The organism is Micromonospora sp. NPDC002717, from assembly GCF_040295705.1.
In the GTDB taxonomy this organism is placed as follows: domain Bacteria; phylum Actinomycetota; class Actinomycetes; order Mycobacteriales; family Micromonosporaceae; genus Micromonospora.
On the sequence record NZ_JBEOVW010000015.1, the window covers coordinates 95,817 to 113,961 of the forward strand.

15 protein-coding genes are annotated in these 18,145 nt (G+C 73.2%); 5 read left to right on the plus strand and 10 right to left on the minus strand.

Features of this window, described 5'->3' with window-relative positions:
- Nucleotides 1–13: 13 nt before the first annotated feature.
- Together ABT006_RS22355 and pnuC are read right to left on the minus strand one after the other, a co-directional pair.
- The gene (locus tag ABT006_RS22355; protein WP_350709207.1) at nucleotides 14–1,180 is read right to left on the minus strand and encodes an AAA family ATPase; all 1,167 of its coding nucleotides are present in this window, start codon (nucleotides 1,178–1,180) and stop codon (nucleotides 14–16) included.
- Complete coding sequence (gene pnuC, locus ABT006_RS22360; protein WP_350709209.1) at nucleotides 1,177–1,830, minus strand: nicotinamide riboside transporter PnuC; 654 nt, start codon at nucleotides 1,828–1,830, stop codon at nucleotides 1,177–1,179. The genes ABT006_RS22355 and pnuC overlap by 4 nt, the downstream gene beginning before the upstream one ends.
- A gap of 99 nt (nucleotides 1,831–1,929) precedes the next feature.
- Here pnuC and ABT006_RS22365 point away from each other — a divergent pair, with 99 nt between their 5' ends.
- Nucleotides 1,930–2,223, plus strand: coding sequence for an antibiotic biosynthesis monooxygenase family protein (locus tag ABT006_RS22365; RefSeq protein WP_350709211.1), 294 nt, complete (start codon nucleotides 1,930–1,932; stop codon nucleotides 2,221–2,223).
- A gap of 184 nt (nucleotides 2,224–2,407) precedes the next feature.
- Here the strand turns inward: ABT006_RS22365 and ABT006_RS22370 are convergent, their stop codons facing one another.
- Entirely contained in the window at nucleotides 2,408–3,268 is an 861-nt protein-coding gene (locus ABT006_RS22370) for a helix-turn-helix domain-containing protein (protein WP_350709213.1), read from the minus strand.
- Nucleotides 3,269–3,571: 303 nt separating this feature from the next.
- A complete protein-coding gene (gene uvrB, locus ABT006_RS22375) occupies nucleotides 3,572–5,680 on the minus strand; it encodes an excinuclease ABC subunit UvrB (RefSeq protein WP_350709215.1) in 2,109 nt (702 codons plus the stop codon).
- A 299-nt stretch (nucleotides 5,681–5,979) separates the two neighbouring features.
- Here uvrB and ABT006_RS22380 point away from each other — a divergent pair, with 299 nt between their 5' ends.
- Entirely contained in the window at nucleotides 5,980–7,473 is a 1,494-nt protein-coding gene (locus ABT006_RS22380) for a hypothetical protein (RefSeq protein WP_350709217.1), read from the plus strand.
- A 73-nt stretch (nucleotides 7,474–7,546) separates the two neighbouring features.
- Here the strand turns inward: ABT006_RS22380 and coaE are convergent, their stop codons facing one another.
- Both coaE and rpsA read right to left on the minus strand, forming a co-directional pair.
- Nucleotides 7,547–8,728: a dephospho-CoA kinase gene (gene coaE / locus ABT006_RS22385; RefSeq protein ID WP_350709380.1), complete on the minus strand. Its 1,182-nt coding sequence runs from the start codon at nucleotides 8,726–8,728 to the stop codon at nucleotides 7,547–7,549.
- A 326-nt stretch (nucleotides 8,729–9,054) separates the two neighbouring features.
- Complete coding sequence (gene rpsA, locus ABT006_RS22390) at nucleotides 9,055–10,545, minus strand: 30S ribosomal protein S1 (RefSeq protein ID WP_350709219.1); 1,491 nt, start codon at nucleotides 10,543–10,545, stop codon at nucleotides 9,055–9,057.
- A gap of 399 nt (nucleotides 10,546–10,944) precedes the next feature.
- Here rpsA and ABT006_RS22395 point away from each other — a divergent pair, with 399 nt between their 5' ends.
- From ABT006_RS22395 to ABT006_RS22405, 3 genes are read left to right on the plus strand one after another with little or no spacing between them, the layout of a single operon-like run.
- Nucleotides 10,945–11,751, plus strand: a complete 807-nt coding sequence (locus tag ABT006_RS22395) for a class I SAM-dependent methyltransferase (RefSeq protein ID WP_350709221.1) — start codon at nucleotides 10,945–10,947, stop codon at nucleotides 11,749–11,751.
- 60 nt (nucleotides 11,752–11,811) lie between these two features.
- Nucleotides 11,812–12,033, plus strand: a complete 222-nt coding sequence (locus ABT006_RS22400; RefSeq protein WP_350709223.1) for a hypervirulence associated TUDOR domain-containing protein — start codon at nucleotides 11,812–11,814, stop codon at nucleotides 12,031–12,033.
- Nucleotides 12,020–12,448: a DUF3140 domain-containing protein gene (locus ABT006_RS22405; protein WP_350709225.1), complete on the plus strand. Its 429-nt coding sequence runs from the start codon at nucleotides 12,020–12,022 to the stop codon at nucleotides 12,446–12,448. The genes ABT006_RS22400 and ABT006_RS22405 overlap by 14 nt, the downstream gene beginning before the upstream one ends.
- Nucleotides 12,449–12,611: 163 nt before the next feature.
- On the opposite strand, the gene polA is transcribed toward ABT006_RS22405, so the two are convergent.
- The 4 genes from polA to ABT006_RS22425 all read right to left on the minus strand — a co-directional run bounded on the left by polA (nucleotide 12,612) and on the right by ABT006_RS22425 (nucleotide 18,130).
- On the minus strand, nucleotides 12,612–15,311 hold the full coding sequence (polA, locus tag ABT006_RS22410) for a DNA polymerase I (RefSeq protein WP_350709227.1): 2,700 nt from the start codon (nucleotides 15,309–15,311) through the stop codon (nucleotides 12,612–12,614).
- A gap of 117 nt (nucleotides 15,312–15,428) precedes the next feature.
- On the minus strand, nucleotides 15,429–16,238 hold the full coding sequence (locus ABT006_RS22415) for an amino acid ABC transporter ATP-binding protein (RefSeq protein WP_350709229.1): 810 nt from the start codon (nucleotides 16,236–16,238) through the stop codon (nucleotides 15,429–15,431).
- Nucleotides 16,235–17,215, minus strand: a complete 981-nt coding sequence (locus ABT006_RS22420) for an amino acid ABC transporter permease (RefSeq protein ID WP_350709231.1) — start codon at nucleotides 17,213–17,215, stop codon at nucleotides 16,235–16,237. The genes ABT006_RS22415 and ABT006_RS22420 overlap by 4 nt, the downstream gene beginning before the upstream one ends.
- Before the next feature lie 3 nt (nucleotides 17,216–17,218).
- Nucleotides 17,219–18,130: an ABC transporter substrate-binding protein gene (locus ABT006_RS22425; RefSeq protein ID WP_350709233.1), complete on the minus strand. Its 912-nt coding sequence runs from the start codon at nucleotides 18,128–18,130 to the stop codon at nucleotides 17,219–17,221.
- Nucleotides 18,131–18,145: the final 15 nt, after the last annotated feature.

Genomic DNA, 18,145 nt, shown 5'->3' on the forward strand with positions numbered 1-18,145 from the left:
GCATCCTAGGAGGCTAGTGCTCCTGGGTGGCGGGGTCGCGCGGGTCCGCCGGCGACCCCGCGGGCACCAGCGGGTCGGCCAGCGGCCAGCCGGCCGCGAGCAGCGCGTCGCAGGCGGCCACCGCGCGGGCCAGCCGCTCCGGATGCGGTCCGGTCAGCTCGACCACCGGCACCCCGCACCCGGCCAACTCCGTCCGGAACCGCCCGGTCATCCACGCCCGCAGGTGTTCCCCGTCGCGCAGCCCGTCGTCGTCGAAGGGCACCCCGACGTGGTCGGTCAGCAGGTACAGCGCGGGCCGCCGGGCCGCCGCGCGCACCTGGACCGACGCCGACCCGAGGTAGCGCTCCTCCCACACGGCGCTGGCCCGGGCGTCGGTGTCGCAGAACAGCAGCGGGCCGCACGACCGGGCCGCCGCGTCCTCCGCCGCCTGCTGCTCCCGGACCACCTCGGCGAAGTCGTCGCGATCCCAGGACACGTCGAAGATCGTTGCCGCCGGGTCACGCTCGCGCAGCCGGGCCAGTTTCCGTTCGGTCAGCTCCCGGCCGTACTCGGGGACCCACCGGGTGCCGTAGTGCGCCGCGAGGGCGGCGGCCATCGTGGTGGTGCCGGTGGACTCCGCGCCGACCACCACCACCCGCCGCACGAACCACGCCCGCACCGGCGCGCTGAGCCGGCCCCAGTGGCCCGCCGGGTCCGCGCGCACCGCCGTCCCGGAGACCGGCACGCGCCGCCGCCCCTGGTCCACGCACACGCCGACGGCGTCGAAGCGCCGGGCCAGTTCCTCGCCGTACGACTCGGAGGAGAAGACGGCGTCCACCCGCCGCCCGCCCAGCGCCTCGCGGAACACCGCGCAGTGCAGGTCCCACACGGCCGGGTCGGCGTAGTCCACCGGGTGGTCGTCGTACCGGCCGACGAAGCGGACCCACGGGGTGCCCGCGTGCACCTCGCGCAGCCAGTCCAGCCGCAGCGCGAGCGGGACCGACTCCCGGCGCGACGGCGCCACCACCACGGTGACGGCCGCGCAGCGGGCGGCGGCGGCCTCGATCAGCGCGTGGTGGCCGGCGTGCGGCGGATAGAACTTGCCCACCACCAGCCCGTGCCGGAACTCCGGCGCCGCCGGCCCGGCCGCGCCGCCGCCGACCGCCGCCGGGCGTCCGTCGGCCGGCGTCGGGCCCGTCACGCCGCCACCGGGGCCGGACCGGACGGCGCCCGGGTCGCACCGGCGCCGCGCCGCAGGTCCGCCCGCCACTCGCGCAGCCCGAGCACGCAGAGGCCGAGGAAGATCAGGTAGAGCGCCGCCGTGAGGTACAGGCCCTTGTAGGCGTACAGCGGGATGTAGATCAGGTCGGCCGCGATCCACAGCCACCAGCTCTCCACCCGCTTGCGGGTCTGCCCGTACGTGGCCAGCAGCGACAGGGCGGTGGTCAGCGCGTCCGGCAGCGGCACCGTCGAGTCGGTGGCCCGGTCCAGCAGCGCCCACAGCGCGCCGGTCAGCGCCACCCCGGCCAGCCCCAGCGCCCACCACTCCCGGCGGCTCGTCCTGCGGACCGTCAGCCGGCTGCGCCGCTCGCCGCCGTAGCGCCACGCCCACCACCCGTACAGGCCCAGGACGACGTAGACGACCTGGAGGCCGGCGTCGGCGTACAGGCCGGCGGTCCAGAACAGCAGCATCAGCAGCAGCACGTTGGCGATGCCGACCGGCCAGTTGGCGATCCGCTGCCGGGCCACCAGCCAGACGTTGAGCACCCCGGTGGCGAAGCCCAGCAGTTCCGCGCGGGTGGTGCCGGTGCCCGCCACGGTGAACGCCGTGCCGGTGAGCCAGTCGATCATGCCTCTCCCCTTTCCGCGCGCCCACCCTAGATCCGCCCGACCACCGGGAACAGGCCCCCGCGAGGGCGGGCCGCCGCAGCGACGTGAAAGGCTGCGGCCATGGTGCTTGAGGTCGCGCTCATCGACGTACTGCCGGGACACGAGGACGAGTTCGCCGCCGCGTACGCCAAGGGGCACCCGGTGCTCGCCGGGACGCCGGGCTGCCGGTCGGTGCGGATGACCCGGGGCGTGGAGTCCCCGTCCCGGTTCGTGCTGCTGGTCGAGTGGGACTCGGTCGAGGCGCACAACGACAACTTCCGGGGCACCGAACGTTTCACGCAGTGGCGGGCGCTGATCGGCCCGTACTTCGCCAACCCGCCGCTGGTCGAGCACTTCGTGGACGTGCCGGCCTGAGGCTGTCGTACCCCTGCCCTACCCTGCGCGGTGCACGCGCCGGCTGCCGGTCCCGACGGGCTCGGGGGCGCCGGGCCCGGTGGCCGCGCGGCGATGTCCGGCGGGCAGCGCCTCGGCCGCGCTGCTCGCACGCGGCCGGGTCAGTCGGCAGGCATCGCCGCCTCGGCGCCGCGCCCGGCGGGGGTCACCCGGCGGCACGCCGGCTCAGCGCCGCGCTCGTCTCCTCCGGGCTGAGCGCCGCGTCCAGCAGCCAACCGGTGAGCTGGTCGTAGCGGTCGACGTCGGCCGTCGTCGCCAGGCGCACGTCGGTGGTCAACGCCTCCAGCATCACGGTGCGGGGGTCGGCCGGGTCGGGGAACGAATAGCAGGAGTACGGCGTGAGCGGCTGCGCCCCGCCCCGCGCGGCGACGCCCCGGGGCAGCAGCCGGATCGTCACGTGCGGCAGGCCGGCCAGGTCGACCAGGAACCGCAGCTGCTCCTGCCGCACCTGCGGCGGGATGTCGTCGGCCTCGCAGGCCGCCTCGGCGATCACCGCCGTGTAGCGGGGCGGATCGGTGCGCCGCAGCACCTCGTGCCGCATCGCGCGGGCGCGCACGTCGGCCTCCACGTCGACGGTCGGGTCGAGCAGCCGGCCGGCGGCGATCCGCAACCGGGCGTACGCCGGGGTCTGGAGCAGCCCCGGCACGACGGCGGGCTGCCAGTCCACGATGGCCGCCGCCCCCGCCTCCAGCTCGGCGTAGGTGCGCTGCCGCTCCCCCATCTCCCCCAGCGCCTTCCACCAGCCCCGGCTGGTGGCGGCGTCGCGGGCGATGACGATGAGCGCCTCCCGCTGCGGCGGCGGCACCTCGTAGACGTCGAGCAGATCGAGGACGTCGGCGAGATCCGGCCGGCTCTGCCCCAGCTCGATGCGGGACAGCTTGGAGGTGGACGCCCAGCCGAGCCGGTCGCAGACCTGCTCCAGTGTCAGCCCCTCCCGCCTGCGCAACTGGCGCAGCTCGGCGCCCAGGCGCGCGCGTCGAATGACCGGACTCGTTGGCAACGGCATCCCCGCCTCCCCACCGAGGGAGAGTACGCAGGACGATCACCCAGCGCAATAGTCTGCTCGCGTACCGCAATCGAGGCTAGTCCGACCGGGACCCGCCGGCCGCCCGTCAGGGCCGGTACGTGCCGCACGCGCAGACGTCGCCGGCCAGGTCACGGGCGGTGCGGCACCCGGGCGCGGCCGGGCCCGGCGCCCGGGCCGCCTACGCCCGGTGGAAAGCGCCCGGTGCTCTTCGGCGACGGGCCGGCGTCGTGGCGGAACCGCACGGCGAGGAGCCGACGGAGCCGCCAGCCCGCCGCCGGGCGGTCACTTCACGCCGGCGGCGTCCATGCCGCGCAGCTCCTTCTTCAGGTCGGCGACCTCGTCGCGGATCCGGGCGGCCAGCTCGAACTGCAGCTCCCGGGCCGCGGCCAGCATCTGGTCGTTGAGTTCCTGGATGAGCTGGGCCAGCTCGGCCCGGGCCATCCCCTCCCGCGCGGGCCCGGCGCCGCCGGCCCGGCCGCGACTGCGGGTCTCCTTCACCGGCGCCTTGCCCCGGGACAGCTGCCGCACCGCCCCGCCGACCCGGCTGTTCTCCGTGTCCTCCGCCTCGCGGTAGATGTCGTCGAGGATGTCGTGGATCTTCTTGCGCAGCGGCTCCGGGCTGATGCCGTGCGCCTCGTTGTGCGCGATCTGCTTGGCCCGCCGCCGGTTGGTCTCCTCGATCGCGTCCGCCATCGACGGAGTGATCTTGTCCGCGTACATGTGGACCTGGCCGGAGACGTTGCGGGCCGCCCGGCCGATGGTCTGGATCAGTGACCGGCCACTGCGCAGGAAGCCCTCCTTGTCGGCGTCGAGGATGGCGACCAGCGACACCTCGGGCAGGTCGAGGCCCTCCCGGAGCAGGTTGATGCCGACCAGCACGTCGTAGTCGCCCTTACGCAGCTCGCGCAGCAGCTCCACCCGGCGCAACGTGTCGACCTCGGAGTGCAGGTAACGCACCCGGATGCCGTTCTCCAGGAGGTAGTCGGACAGGTCCTCGGCCATCTTCTTCGTCAGCGTGGTGACCAGCACCCGCTCGTCGCGCTCGGTGCGCAGCTTGATCTCGTGCATCAGGTCGTCGATCTGGCCCTTGGTGGGCTTCACGACGACCTCGGGGTCGATCAGGCCGGTCGGCCGGATCACCTGCTCGACGAACTCGCCCTGGGCCTGCTCCAGCTCCCACGGGCCGGGCGTGGCGGACAGGAAGACCATCTGGCCCACCCGCTCCAGGAACTCGTCGAACCGCAGCGGCCGGTTGTCGGCCGCGCTGGGCAGCCGGAAGCCGTGGTCGATCAGCATCCGCTTGCGTGACGCGTCGCCCTCGTACATGCCGCCGATCTGCGGGATGGTCACGTGCGACTCGTCGACGACCGTCAGGAAGTCGTCGGGGAAGTAGTCGAGCAGGCAGTGCGGCGGGCTGCCCGGCAGCCGGCCGTCGATGTGCATCGAGTAGTTCTCGATGCCGGAGCAGAAACCGACCTGCCGCATCATCTCGATGTCGTAGGTCGTGCGCATCCGCAGCCGCTGGGCCTCCAGCAGCTTGCCCTGCCGCTCCAGCTCGGCCAACCGCTCGCCCAGCTCGGCCTCGATGTCGCGGATCGCCCGCTCCATCCGCTCCGGGCCGGCCGCGTAGTGGGTGGCCGGGAAGATCAGCAGGTGGTCGACCTCGCGGACCACGTCGCCGGTGAGCGGGTTGAGGTAGTAGAGCTTCTCCACCTCGTCACCGAAGAGCTCGATCCGGACGGCCAGCTCCTCGTAGGCCGGGATGATCTCCAGCGTGTCGCCCCGGACCCGGAAGGTGCCCCGGTTGAAGGCCATGTCGTTGCGCGAGTACTGGATGTCGACCAGGCGGCGCAGCAGCTGGTCGCGGTCGAGCTCCTGCCCGACGGCGACACGCACGGCCCGGTCGAGGTATTCCTCCGGGGTGCCCAGGCCGTAGATCGCCGAGACGGTGGCCACCACCACCACGTCGCGCCGGGTGAGCAGCGACATCGTCGCCGAGTGCCGCAGCCGCTCGACCTCCTCGTTGATCGAGGAGTCCTTCTCGATGTAGGTGTCGGTCTGCGGGATGTAGGCCTCGGGCTGGTAGTAGTCGTAGTAGGAGACGAAATACTCCACCGCGTTGTGCGGCAGCAGCTCGCTGAACTCCTTGGCCAGTTGCGCGCAGAGCGTCTTGTTGGGCGCGAGCACCAGCGTCGGCCGCTGCAACCGCTCGACGAGCCACGCCGTGGTGGCGCTCTTGCCGGTGCCGGTCGCGCCGAGCAGCACCGTGTTGCGGTCGCCGCGTCGGACCCGACGCTCCAGGTCGTCGATGGCCGCCGGCTGGTCGCCGGCCGGCTGGAAGTCGCTGACGACCTGGAAGCGGCCGTCGAGCCGGGGAATGTCGAGCGCCATGACCTCAACGGTACGCCGGGGGTCCGACACCCGCGCCGACTACGGACGGTCCCTGATCGGCTTCGATATTACCATTGTGTGGCCGATCTCACGGGACTACGCTCTCGGTGTAGGCCGCTCGCGGCGGCCGACCGGGCAGGCGGCCAGGCCCTCAGCGGCCGGCCCGCCCCCGGCACAGGGGTCGCAGCACCCGGCACGCCCGGCGTGCGCACCCGACGTGGTCGCGCCCGAGGCGCTGACCGGCCGCCGCGAGCGCCCCTGCTCGTCACCCCGCGACGGTGAATCCCGTTCAACCATCCGTGGACACCTCCGCCGCCCGGGCCGCCCGTCCCGACCAGACCTCCCCGCCGCGGGACCACCCGCCGCACGACGACGCCCACACCGGGGCCGTCCCGCGGGTGCTGACCGGCCGCCGGCGCACCACCCTGCTGGTGCTCGCGGTCGTGGCCGTGCTCTCCGCGGCGGCGCTGGTCGCGGGGCTGCTGAGCTGGTCGCCCGACCGGTCGGAGCCGTCCCGGGCGCTGACCGGTGACGAGCGCGAGCGGCTGGCCGCGATGCGGGTCACCAACCACCGCGACCTGCGGGCCGGGGTGCGGGTGACGACGGGCACCGGGTCCGACCGCATCGAACTGGTCGGCTGGGTCGACTGGTCCCGGCCGCTGGTCTACCTGGACGTCGGCGGGCCCGGCGCGGGCCCCGAACGCGGCCTGCTGCAGGCCACGCCGACCGTGGCCGTGCTGCGGCCCGACCCGTCGGCGGTGCCCACCGCCGCACCGCCTCCGCTGGTGCCGCCAGCGGACCGCTGGCGGCTGCACGACCCGTCCGGCGGGCGAGGGGTCGCCGCCGTGCTCGACCTGCTCTTCCGGCTCGGCGCGGACCGCCCCGAGCAGCCCCCGGAGGCCGCCCGCTGGGTGGGCCGCGCCACCGTCGGGGCGGAGCCGGTCGACATCCTCCAGGCACCGCCGGCCCCGGGCACGCCACCGCCACCCGCGTCCGCGGCGACGGGCGACCACCCGCGCTACTGGCTGGACCGCGACGCCCGCCTGCACCGGCTGGAGACCGGACTGCCCGGCGTCGGTCCGGTCACCGTGCAGCTCATCCGCACCGACCGGCCGACGCTGCGGCCGGTCGACGCGCTCGGCGGCCGGCCCGGGCAGCCCCGCGCCCTGACCGCCGGGGAGCGGGACCGGCTGGACCGGTTGCCCGCCCGGCTCCGCGCCGCCGGCGGCGCCGCCGTCACCCTCACCGCGCCTCTGGCCGCCGGCACCAACCTGCGCGGCGCCGGCTGGGTGAGCTGGACCGGCCGGGCCGCGTACGTGGCCGTCGCCGACCTCGGCGCACCGGAGCGCCGGGCGCTGCTGCGCGTCGACGGGACGGACGTGACCCGGGCGGAGGTCCCCGCCACGACGGTTCCCGGCACGGTGGAGGCCCCCGGCCGGCCTCCGCTGCCGCCGCCCGCCCGGGGCTGGCGGGCCGACCCGACGCGCGCCGGCGACCTGGGCCTGCTGCTCGACGCGGCGCTGCGGGCCGCCCGGTCGACCGCGTCGCGGGACGCCACCCTCCGGGTGCGCGGGGACAGCCTCTCCGGCAGGACCGTGGACGTGGTCGAGCTGCGCCCGTCCGGGGCGCTGCTGCGTTACTGGATCGACCGGTCCGGCGTGCTGCGCCGGGTGGAGCTGCGTACCCGGTCGGGCGCCTGGGCCCAGCTCGACCTGGCCCCCGGCGCGGTGCCCCGGTGGCCCGCCGCCCGGCCGGCGCCGCAGCGCCCGGAAGCGCCGGCCGCCGGGCGGTGACCGACCGGGGTCAGGATCGCCGCCGGGGCGACGTCAGGACCCCGCCGCGCCGGCGACGGCGGCCGGTGACCGGTCAGGGGCGCCAGCCGGTCTGCGCCGCCCATTCCTCGGCGCGCAGGTGCTCCTCGTCGAACCACGGGTCCTTCGCCGTGGTGTAGGTGGCGCTGTCCGGGGCCGAGGCGGCCAGTTCCCGCTTCAGCAGCAGGTAGGCCGCCCGCTGGTCCGGGTCGGCACGCAGGTGGTCGCGCATCAGCAGCGCGTACCGCCAGCCGGGCGAGTCCACGGCGCGGACGTGCAGGTACACGGGGCGGCCCGGGTCGGCGCTGCCGTGCAGCCGCTTCTCCCACCGGCCGCTGCCGGGCAGTCGGGGGTTGTCCCACCAGTCGCCGGGCAGGCGCGGGAAGCCCGCGGCGGCGAGCCGCTCGGCCAGCGGGCCGTCCGCGTCGGCGAGGGTCGGCACGGTGAGCTGGATGTCGATCACGTCCTTGGCGGCGAGGCCGGGCACCGCGGTGGAGCCGATGTGGTCGATCCGCAGGTCAGCGGGGGCGATCGCGTGGCGGATCCGGGCGGCGAGCCGCGCGTACTGCTGCGGCCAGGTCGGGTCGGCCTCGGTCAGCACGACGCGGTGCGGTCGCACCGGTCGCCGCTGGCGCAGGTTCGCCCCGTAGGGCAGCAGCCGCTCCTGCCACAGCGCGTCGACCGCCGCGTGCAGGTCGGCGAGGCTGCCGTCGTTGGTCAGCACCACGTCCGCCGCGGCCCGGCGTCGGGCGTCGTCGGCCTGCGCGGCGATCCGCCGCTCGGCCTCCGCCCGGTCCATCCCGCGGTCGCGGGCCAGCCGCGCCAACCGGGTGGCCACCGCCGTCTGCACCACGACCACCAGGTGGTACGTGGGCGCAAGCCCCACCTCCACCAGCAGTGGCACGTCGTTGACCACGATCGCGTCGGACCCCGCCGCGGCGGCCAGTTCGGCCGTGCGGGCCCGTACGCGGGGATGGATGATCCCCTCCAGCCGGCGCCGGGCCGCCTCGTCGGCGAAGACCACCGCGCCCAGCGCCGCCCGGTCGAGGGCCCCGCCGGCGTCGAGGACCCGGTCGGAGAAGGCCGCGACGATCTCGGCCAGTCCCTCGGTGCCCGGCGTCACCACCTCCCGGGCCACCTGGTCGGCGTCGATGACCACCGCGCCCCGATCGGCCAGCCGCGACGCCACCGCGCTCTTGCCGGATCCGATCCCCCCGGTCAACCCCACCATCAGCACCGGACCAGTCAACCCGATCTTCCCCGCCCCGCCAAACCGAACCGGTGCCCCGCGCCCGGCACGGACCGACCCGGCCCCGCCCCGCCGAAACGAACGGCCCGGCGCCCGGAGCCGCCGAAACGAACGACCCGACGCCCGGCCCCGCCGACACGAACGGCCCGATGCCCGGAGCCGCCGGAACGGCGCCGAGCGGCCGTGGCGCCGACCAGCTCACCACGATCGGCGTTTCGGGCCGACGCAGGGGCGGGAGGGTGGGCACGGCGAGGGCCCCGCCCCCGGCGATCTCTCGATCGCGGGGACGGGGCCCTCGTCCGTCGTTCAGCGGGTCACTTGCCGCCGGCGAGCTTCTCCCGCAGAGCGGCGAGCGCCTCGTCGGTGGCCAGGGTGCCGGCCGGCTCCTCGGCCTGCCGGCTCGGGGCCGCGCTGGTCGAGGTGGTGGTGCCACCGGTGACGGCCGGAACCGGGTTGGCAGCGGCCTCGGCGTCGGCGGCGCGGGAGGTCTGCACCTGCTTGGTGTGGGCCTCCCAGCGCTGACGGGCCTCGGCGTACTGGTTCTCCCAGGTCTCGCGCTGCTTGTCGTACCCCTCGAGCCACTCGCCCGTCTCCGGGTCGAAGCCCTCCGGGTAGATGTAGTTGCCTTCGGCGTCGTAGGTCGCGGCCATGCCGTAGAGGGTCGGGTCGAAGTGCTCCTCGCCCTCGACGAAGCCCTCGTTGGCCTGCTTGAGCGACAGCGAGATCCGGCGGCGCTCCAGGTCGATGTCGATGACCTTGACCATGACCTCGGAGCCGACCTGGACGACCTGCTCCGGGATCTCCACGTGGCGCTCGGCCAGCTCGGAGATGTGGACCAGGCCCTCGATGCCGTCGTCCACCCGGACGAAGGCGCCGAACGGCACCAGCTTGGTGACCTTACCCGGCACGATCTGCTGGATCGCGTGGGTGCGGGCGAACTGCCGCCACGGGTCCTCCTGGGTCGCCTTCAGCGACAGCGAGACCCGCTCGCGGTCCAGGTCGACGTCCAGGACCTCGACCTCGACCTCCTGGCCCACCTCGACGACCTCGGACGGGTGGTCGATGTGCTTCCAGGACAGCTCGGAGACGTGCACCAGGCCGTCCACGCCGCCCAGGTCGACGAACGCGCCGAAGTTGACGATCGAGGACACGACGCCCTTGCGGACCTGGCCCTTCTGCAGCTTGTTGAGGAACTCGGTGCGCACCTCGGACTGCGTCTGCTCCAGCCAGGCCCGGCGGGACAGGACCACGTTGTTGCGGTTCTTGTCCAGCTCGATGATCTTGGCCTCGAGCTCGCGGCCGACGTACGGCTGCAGGTCCCGCACCCGACGCATCTCGACCAGGGAGGCGGGCAGGAAGCCGCGCAGCCCGATGTCGAGGATGAGGCCGCCCTTGACCACCTCGATGACCGAGCCGCGGACGACGCCGTCCTCGTCCTTGATCTTCTCGATGGTGCCCCAGGCCCGCTCGTACTGCGCCCGCTTCTTGGAGAGGATCAGGCGCCCCTCCTTGTCCTCCTTCTGGAGGACCAGGGCCTCGATGTGATCACCAACCGAAACGACCTCGGCCGGGTCCACGTCGTGCTTGATCGACAACTCCCGAGAGGGGATGACGCCCTCGGTCTTGTAGCCGATGTCGAGCAGGACCTCGTCCCGATCGACCTTGACGACGGTGCCTTCGACAATGTCGCCGTCGTTGAAGTACTTGATGGTCTCGTCGATCGCGGCGAGGAAAGCCTCCTCGGAACCGAGATCGTCGTGGGTGACCCGGGTGGCGCTCGAGGGGGCCTCGATGCTGCTCGTCATGTGGGCGGTTGCTCCGGTCGGATGGTGTGTCACAGCAGGCTGGTGTCGCGGTGACCTGTTCGCGCCAGCGGATCCGTCGCCGGGCACACCGAAGATCGAGTGAGATCATGGAGGTAACTCCGCCAGTGGTCCCGGAGACCGCGCACCTGCTCCCTGCCGAGGCACACGATCCGCGAGCGCATCGTCTAGCCTACCCGCTGCATTACCACAGCGTGCAAGGCCTCCCGCCCTCTCGCCGCCTCGCCACCTGCGAAAGCGGAGATTTCGGTAGGAAGCTGCCCCGCCTGTCGCGTCCGTCACAAGGGCACCACCGGAGACCGTAGCGCCACCCCCGTTCCGCCGCGCCCGGGGCCCGCCGCCCGCCGTCGCGCCCCGCGAAAGAGGCACTAGCGTGAGCGGGTGGACGACGACAGCAGCCGGGTGACCCGGCGCCGGGTGGGCGACGCCGAGGCCCGGCGCGCCAGCCGCCACTGGTGGGACACCGACGCCGACGACTACCAGGCCGAGCACGGCGACTTCCTCGGCGACCTCGACTTCGTCTGGTGCCCGGAGGGGGTGCGCGAGGCGGACGCACGGCTGCTGGGCGACCTGACCGGGCGGCGGGTGCTGGAGGTCGGCTGCGGCGCCGCGGCCGCCGCGCGGTGGCTCGCCACCCGGGGCGCCCGGCCGGTCGCCATGGACCTGTCCGCCGGCATGTTGCGGCACGCCGCCCTCGCCGCCGCGCGCACCGGCGTACGCGTGCCGCTGGTGCAGGCCGACGCGCTGGCGCTGCCCTTCGCCGACGCGGCGTTCGACACCGCCTGCACGGCGTTCGGGGCGATCCCGTTCGTGGCCGACTCGGCGGCGGTGATGCGCGAGGTGTTCCGGGTGCTGCGCCCCGGCGGTCGCTGGGTGTTCTCGGTGACCCACCCGATGCGGTGGATCTTCCTCGACGACCCCGGCGAGGGCGGGCTGACCGCCACGCACTCGTACTTCGACCGCTCCCCCTACGTGGAGCAGGACGAGACCGGCGCGGCCACCTACGTCGAGCAGCACCGCACGCTCGGCGACCGGATCCGGGAGATCGTGGGCGCCGGCTTCGACCTGGTCGACCTGGTCGAGCCGGAGTGGCCCGAGGGGCACGAGGGGATCTGGGGGCAGTGGAGCCCGCTGCGCGGCCGCCTCTTCCCCGGCACTGCCATCTTCGTCGCCGAGAAACCCGCCTGAGGGGTCCCGGCGGGGCGCCGGCCCTCGTTTCGGGGCATCGACGCCGGGTACCCGCCCGGCATGGCCGAGCAGAACGAGTTCCGCGAGGGTGACCACGTCTCCTGGGCCAGTCACAGCGGCCGGGCGTACGGCGTGGTCAAGGAGAAGCTGGTCGACCGGACGCACGTGCGCGGGCACGCCGTGAACGCGTCCCCGGAGCACCCGCAGTACCGGATCCGCAACGACGACTCGGGTCGGGACGTCGCCCACCGACCGGAGGTGCTGCGCCATGAGCAGGGGTGACGAGGGCCGGGACGTCTACCGGGAGTTCACCGAGGCGGTGAACATGAAGCCGGGCGAGCTGTCGACGTGGCTGGAGACCGACGAGTCGAAGCATGTCGGCTGGCGGAAGGGCACCAAGGGCGGCGAGTCGGTGGGGCACGAGTCCGGCCGGAAGATCATCGGTCTGCTGCGGCGCAAGCGCAGCGAGCTGTCCGAGGGCGACTACCGGCACATGCGCAAGGTCGTCGGGTACGTCCGCCGGCACATGGCCCAGCGCCCCTCCGGCGACGTCCGCGACACGAAGTGGCGCTGGTCCCTCATGAACTGGGGCCACGACCCGCTCAAGGCCCCGCTGCCGGCGCCGGGCGGCCGGTCCCGGCAGGCCCTGCAGCGGCACGGCGCCCCGCCGAAGGAACGCCGGGGGCCGGGCCGGTGAACCGACCCGGCCACCACGCCCGGTAGGGACCGTACGGCGGACCGGACCGTGCCGACACGACGCCGACCACGATGGGTCCGGGGCGGCCCGACCCGCGCAGGGATCAAGCCTGACCGCCCGGAGCGGGTGAGGCTGCCCCGGAACCCACCCGTAACGAAGACGCTCAGTGGTCGGCGCTGTTCCAGTCCCGCCCCTCGCCGACCGACACCTCCAGCGGCACCGACAGCGGGTAGGCCCCGCCCATCTCCCGCCGCACCAGCGCCTCGAGGGCCTCCCGCTCGCCCGGCGCGACCTCGAACACCAGCTCGTCGTGCACCTGGAGCAGCATCCGCGAGCGCAGGCCAGCCTCGCGCAGCGCGGTGTCGACGTGCAGCATGGCCACCTTGATGATGTCGGCGGCCGAGCCCTGGATCGGCGCGTTGAGCGCCATCCGCTCGGCCATCTCCCGGCGCTGCCGGTTGTCGCTGACCAGGTCGGGCAGGTAGCGCCGGCGACCCAGGATCGTCGACGTGTAGCCGTCGTGCCGGGCCCGGGAGACGATATCCTGGAGGTAGTCGCGCACCCCGCCGAAGCCGGCGAAGTAGTCCTCCATCAGCCCGCGCGCCTCCTCGGCGGTGATGCCGAGCTGCTGGGAGAGGCCGAACGCGCTCAGCCCGTACGCCAGGCCGTAGTTCATCGCCTTGATCTTGCGCCGCTGGTCCGCGGTGACCTCGTCGAGGGGCACCCCGAAGACCGACGAGGCGGTGGCGGCGTGGAAGTCGGCGCCGGAGTTGAACGCCTCGATGAGCGCGTCGTCCGACGACAGGTGCGCCATGATGCGCATCTCGATCTGGCTGTAGTCGGCGGTGAGCAGGCACTCGTAGCCCTCCCCGACGACGAAGGCGCGGCGGATCCGCCGCCCCTCCTCGGTGCGGATCGGGATGTTCTGCAGGTTGGGCTCGGTCGAGGAGAGCCTGCCGGTGGCCGCCACCGTCTGGTTGAACGTCGTGTGGATGCGCCCGTCGTCGGAGACCGACTTGAGCAGCCCGTCGACGGTGGTCTTGAGCTTGGCCACGTCCCGGTGGCGCAGCAGGTGGGCGAGCACCGGGTGCGGGTTCTGCGCGTGGAGCCACTGCAGGGCGTCGGCGTCGGTGGTGTAGCCGGTCTTGATCTTCTTGGTCTTGGGCAGGCCCAGCTCGCCGAAGAGGATCTCCTGCAACTGCTTCGGCGAGCCGAGGTTGAACTCGCGCCCCACCGCCGCGTACGCCCCCTGGGCGGCGGCCTTCACCTCGGCGGCGAAGTGCGCCTCCAGCTCGGAGAGGTAGTGCGTGTCGGCGGCGATGCCGGTGCGCTCCATGCCGGCGAGCACCCGCATCAGGGGCAGCTCCACCCCGGCCATCAGCCGGGCGGACTGCTCGCCGTCGCGGGAGAGTTCGGCGTCGATGGCGTCGGCGAGGTCGAGGGTGGCCCGGGCCTGGAGCATGAGGTTCTGCTCCGCCTCGCCGTCGTTGCCGAGGCCGTCGAGGGTGAGCTGGCCGGTCTCCGGCGCGTCGACCCGCAGCTCGCGGTGCAGGTAGCGCAGGGCCAGGTCGGTCAGGTCGTAGGAGCGCTGGTCGGGGCGGGCCAGGTAGGCGGCGATCTGGGTGTCGCGGAGGATGCCCTCCAGGCGCCAGCCGTGCGCGGCGGACGCAAGCACGGCCGGCTTGCTGTCGTGCAGCACCTTGGGCCGCGCCTCGTCGGCCAGCCAGGCCGCCACGGCCGCCTCGTCGGCCGGCTCCAGGGTGGCGGGGTCGAGCCAGGCCGCCGCGCCGCCGGCGGTCGCCAGGGCCATGCCGGTCACGGAGGCGGTGTGCCGGCGGTTGGGCCCGGTGTCGAGCTTCACCGCCACGCCCACCGGGGTGCCGGCCGGCGCGTGCGTCTCCAGCCACCCGGCCACCGCCCCGGGCTCGGAGAGCACCTCGCCGGTGAGGTCGAAGCCGGCCTCGGCCTCCGGCTCCACGGCCTCCAGGTACTGGTAGAGCCGGTCGCGCAGGATGCGGAACTCGAGGGTGTCGAAGACCTGGTGGACCGCCTCGCGGTCCCATCCCTCCCAGCGGGCGTCCTCGGGGCGCAGCGGCAGCTCCAGGTCGGAGACGAGACAGTTGATCTCGTAGTTGCGGATCACGTCGGCGAGCCGCTCACGCAGGCTGTCGCCGGCCTTGCCCTTGATCTCGTCGGCCCGCGCGACGACCCCGTCGACCCCGCCGTACGTGTTGATCCACTTCGCGGCGGTCTTCGGGCCGACGCCGGGGATGCCGGGCAGGTTGTCGCTGGTCTCGCCGACCAGGGCGGCCAGGTCGCGGTAGCGGTCCGGGGCGACGCCGTACTTCGCCTCCACCGCCGCCGGGTCCATCCGGGCCAGGTCCGATACGCCCTTGCGCGGGTAGAGCACGGTGACCTGGTCGCCGACGAGCTGGAACGCGTCCCGGTCGCCGGTGGTGATCAGCACCGACATGCCCTGGTCGCGGGCCTGGCAGGCGAGGGTGGCGATGACGTCGTCGGCCTCGTAGCCCTCCTTCTCCACCACCGGGATGCGCAGCGCCGCGAGGACCTCCTTGACCAGGCTGACCTGGCCCTTGAAGTCGGTCGGGGTCTCGCTGCGGCCGGCCTTGTACTCCGCGTACTTCTCGGTGCGGAAGGAACGGCGGGAGACGTCGAAGGCGACGACGATGTGCGTCGGCTGCTCGTCGCGCAGCACGTTGATCAGCATGGACGTGAAGCCGTAGACCGCGTTGGTCGGCTGACCCGTGGTGGTGGAGAAGTTTTCCACCGGCAGGGCGAAGAACGCCCGGTATGCCAGGGAGTGTCCGTCGACGAGGAGCAGGCGGGGCGTCGTAGCTGTCACGCGAGCGACTCTAGCCGCCCGCCCCGACAGTTCGGGACACCGGCACGACCGCCATCGGCATGCCATCGGCACGGGGCGGACGCCGGCGCGGCCCGTACGGCCGCGCCGGCGTCCCCGTCACAGCACCTTGGCCAGGAACGCCTTCGTCCGGTCGTGCCGGGGGTTGGCGATCACCTCGCGCGGGTTGCCCGACTCGACCACGACGCCGCCGTCCATGAAGACCAGCGAGTCGCCGACCTCGCGGGCGAAGCCGATCTCGTGGGTCACCACGATCATCGTCATGCCGTCGCGGGCCAGGTCCTTCATCACGTCGAGCACCTCGCCGACCAGTTCCGGGTCGAGCGCGCTGGTGGGCTCGTCGAAGAGCATCAGCTTCGGCCGCATGGCCAGCGCCCGGGCGATCGCCACCCGCTGCTGCTGGCCGCCGGAGAGCTGACCGGGATAGTTGCCGAGCTTGTCGCCCAGCCCCACCCGCTCCAGCAGGGCGGCGGCCCGGTCACGGGCGGCGGCCTTCTTCTCCCGGCCCAGCAGCACCGGCGCCTCGGCGACGTTCTGCAGGGCGGTCATGTGCGGGAAGAGGTTGAACCGCTGGAACACCATGCCGATCGTACGGCGCTGGGCGGCCACCTCCTTCTCCCGCATCTCGTGCAGCTTCCCGCCGCGCTCGCGGTAGCCGATCAGCTCGCCGTCCACCCAGATCCGACCAGCGTTGATCTTCTCCAGGTGGTTGATGCAGCGCAGGAACGTCGACTTGCCGGAGCCTGAGGGGCCCAGCAGGCAGCAGACCTCGCCGCTGCGGACCTCCAGGTCGATGCCCTTGAGCACCTCGACCGACCCGAACGACTTGTGCACCTGCTCGGCCCGGACCATCGGCCCGGACTCCGCCGTGGGCGCGCCGGCCTGGGCCGGCACCGTCACCTCGGTCATCCGCCGTCCACCTTCCCGGTCGCGCCGCCCGCCTCCGCGGTGATCCCGCGCAGCTTCGTCTTCGCCCGCCCGCTGCGCCCGACGCCCTTGGAGAAGTGCCGCTCCAGGTAGTACTGCCCGACCAGCAGCACGCTGGTCAGCAGCAGATACCAGATGGTCGCCGCGACCAACATCGGGAAGACCTGGAAGGTCCGGCTGCCGACGGCCCTGAGCTGGAAGAACAGCTCCGTCGAGACCGGCACGAAGGCGACGAGCGAGGTGTCCTTGAGCATGGCGATGGTCTCGTTGCCGGTCGGCGGGACGATCACCCGCATGGCCTGCGGCAGCACGATGCGGCGCAGGATCTGCCCCCGCCGCATGCCCAGCGCCTGGGCCGCCTCGGTCTGGCCCTCGTCGACCGACTGGATGCCGGCCCGGACGATCTCCGCCATGTAGGCGGCCTCGGAGAGGCCCAGCGCCAGCATGCCGGCGACGAAGCCGGTCAGGACCTCCAAGGCGGAGAAGCCGAACAGCCGCGCCTCGAAGTCGTCGACCCCGAACAGGGCACCGATCTGCCGGTCGAAGGGCAGCCCGAACTCGATGCGCGCCCAGAGGATGCCCAGGTTGCCGAAGAGGATCGCCAGCACCAACCGGGGCACCGCCCGGAAGAACCAGGTGTACGCCCAGGCGACGCCGCGCAGGATCGGGTTCTCCGACAGCCGCATGATGGCGAGGACGATGCCCAGCACGATGCCGATCAGCATGGCGGTCAGGAGCAGCGCGATGCTGCCGCGCACCCCCTCCATGATCGGCGGGCGGAACATCTCGTCGACCATGAACGACCAGTTGAACGCCTTGTTCGTCACCAGCAGGTGGACGAACATGGCCACCAGCACCCCGATCACGGCGACGGCGACCCACCGCCCGGGATGCCGCACGGGCACGGCCTGGATGGGTTCCGGCCGTGCCCGCTCGGGTGTGTCTGTTTCGACCGACATGGGTCAGCTGGTCGGGTTCAGCGCCGGGGTCGTGATGGCGCCGCCCTCGACGCCCCACTTCTTCAGCGCGGTCTCGTAGCTGCCGTCGGCGATGACCGCCTGCACGGCCTCCTTCAGCACCTCGGCGAACGCGGCCTGGTCCTTCTTCACCGCGTAGCCGTACGGGGCCGACTCGTAGATGTCGCCGAGCAGCTCCAGCTGGCCGTTGCTCTGCTTCACCGCGTACGCGCCGACCGGCGAGTCGGCCAGCATGGCGTCGTCCTTGCCGCTGACCACCGCGGCGGTGGCGTCGCTCTGCGCCTGGTACTGGTCGATGGTGATCGCCGGCTTGCCGGCGTCGGTGCACTTCTTCGACCGGGCGGTGATGTCGTCGAGCTGCACGGTGCCGACCTGCACGGCGATCTTCTTGCCGCAGGCGTCGTTCGGGTCGATCTTGGCCGGGTTGCCGGCCTTCGTCGCCCACTGGGTGCCGGCGGAGAAGTAGCTGACCATGTTGACGGTCTTCATCCGCTCGGCGTTGATGGTGAACGAGGAGACGCCGACCTCGTACTTGCCGGAGTCCACGCCGGGCAGGATCGAGTCGAACGGCGCCGACTCGTACTCGGCCTTCAGGCCGAGCTTCTGCGCGACGGCGTTGAACAGCTCGACGTCGAAGCCGACGACCGTCTTGCCGTCGGCGTCGAGGAACTCCGCCGGGGCGTACGTCGAGTCGGTGCCGACCTTGATCACGCCGTCGGCCTTGATGGCGTCGGGCACCTTCGCCGCCAACGCCGAGTCGGCGGCGGCGGTGACGCTGGGTCCGGCGCCGGGCTGCTCGGTGCTCTCCTTCTCGCCGCAACCGGCGAGCGAGAGGGCGAGCAGCGCGGCACCCGCGGCGCCGAGCACGGCCCGGCGGCCACCAGAGATGTGGAACATGTCGTTCTCCTTGCG

Bases quoted from the DNA above. Each gene is read 5' to 3' on its own strand.
- pnuC (WP_350709209.1), bottom strand. From the start codon at position 1,830: ATGATCGACTGGCTCACCGGCACGGCGTTCACCGTGGCGGGCACCGGC.
- ABT006_RS22365 (WP_350709211.1), top strand. From the start codon at position 1,930: ATGGTGCTTGAGGTCGCGCTCATCGACGTACTGCCGGGACACGAGGAC.
- ABT006_RS22370 (WP_350709213.1), bottom strand. From the start codon at position 3,268: ATGCCGTTGCCAACGAGTCCGGTCATTCGACGCGCGCGCCTGGGCGCC.
- uvrB (WP_350709215.1), bottom strand. From the start codon at position 5,680: ATGGCGCTCGACATTCCCCGGCTCGACGGCCGCTTCCAGGTCGTCAGC.
- rpsA (WP_350709219.1), bottom strand. From the start codon at position 10,545: ATGACGAGCAGCATCGAGGCCCCCTCGAGCGCCACCCGGGTCACCCAC.
- ABT006_RS22400 (WP_350709223.1), top strand. From the start codon at position 11,812: ATGGCCGAGCAGAACGAGTTCCGCGAGGGTGACCACGTCTCCTGGGCC.
- ABT006_RS22405 (WP_350709225.1), top strand. From the start codon at position 12,020: ATGAGCAGGGGTGACGAGGGCCGGGACGTCTACCGGGAGTTCACCGAG.
- ABT006_RS22415 (WP_350709229.1), bottom strand. From the start codon at position 16,238: ATGACCGAGGTGACGGTGCCGGCCCAGGCCGGCGCGCCCACGGCGGAG.
- ABT006_RS22420 (WP_350709231.1), bottom strand. From the start codon at position 17,215: ATGTCGGTCGAAACAGACACACCCGAGCGGGCACGGCCGGAACCCATC.
- ABT006_RS22425 (WP_350709233.1), bottom strand. From the start codon at position 18,130: ATGTTCCACATCTCTGGTGGCCGCCGGGCCGTGCTCGGCGCCGCGGGT.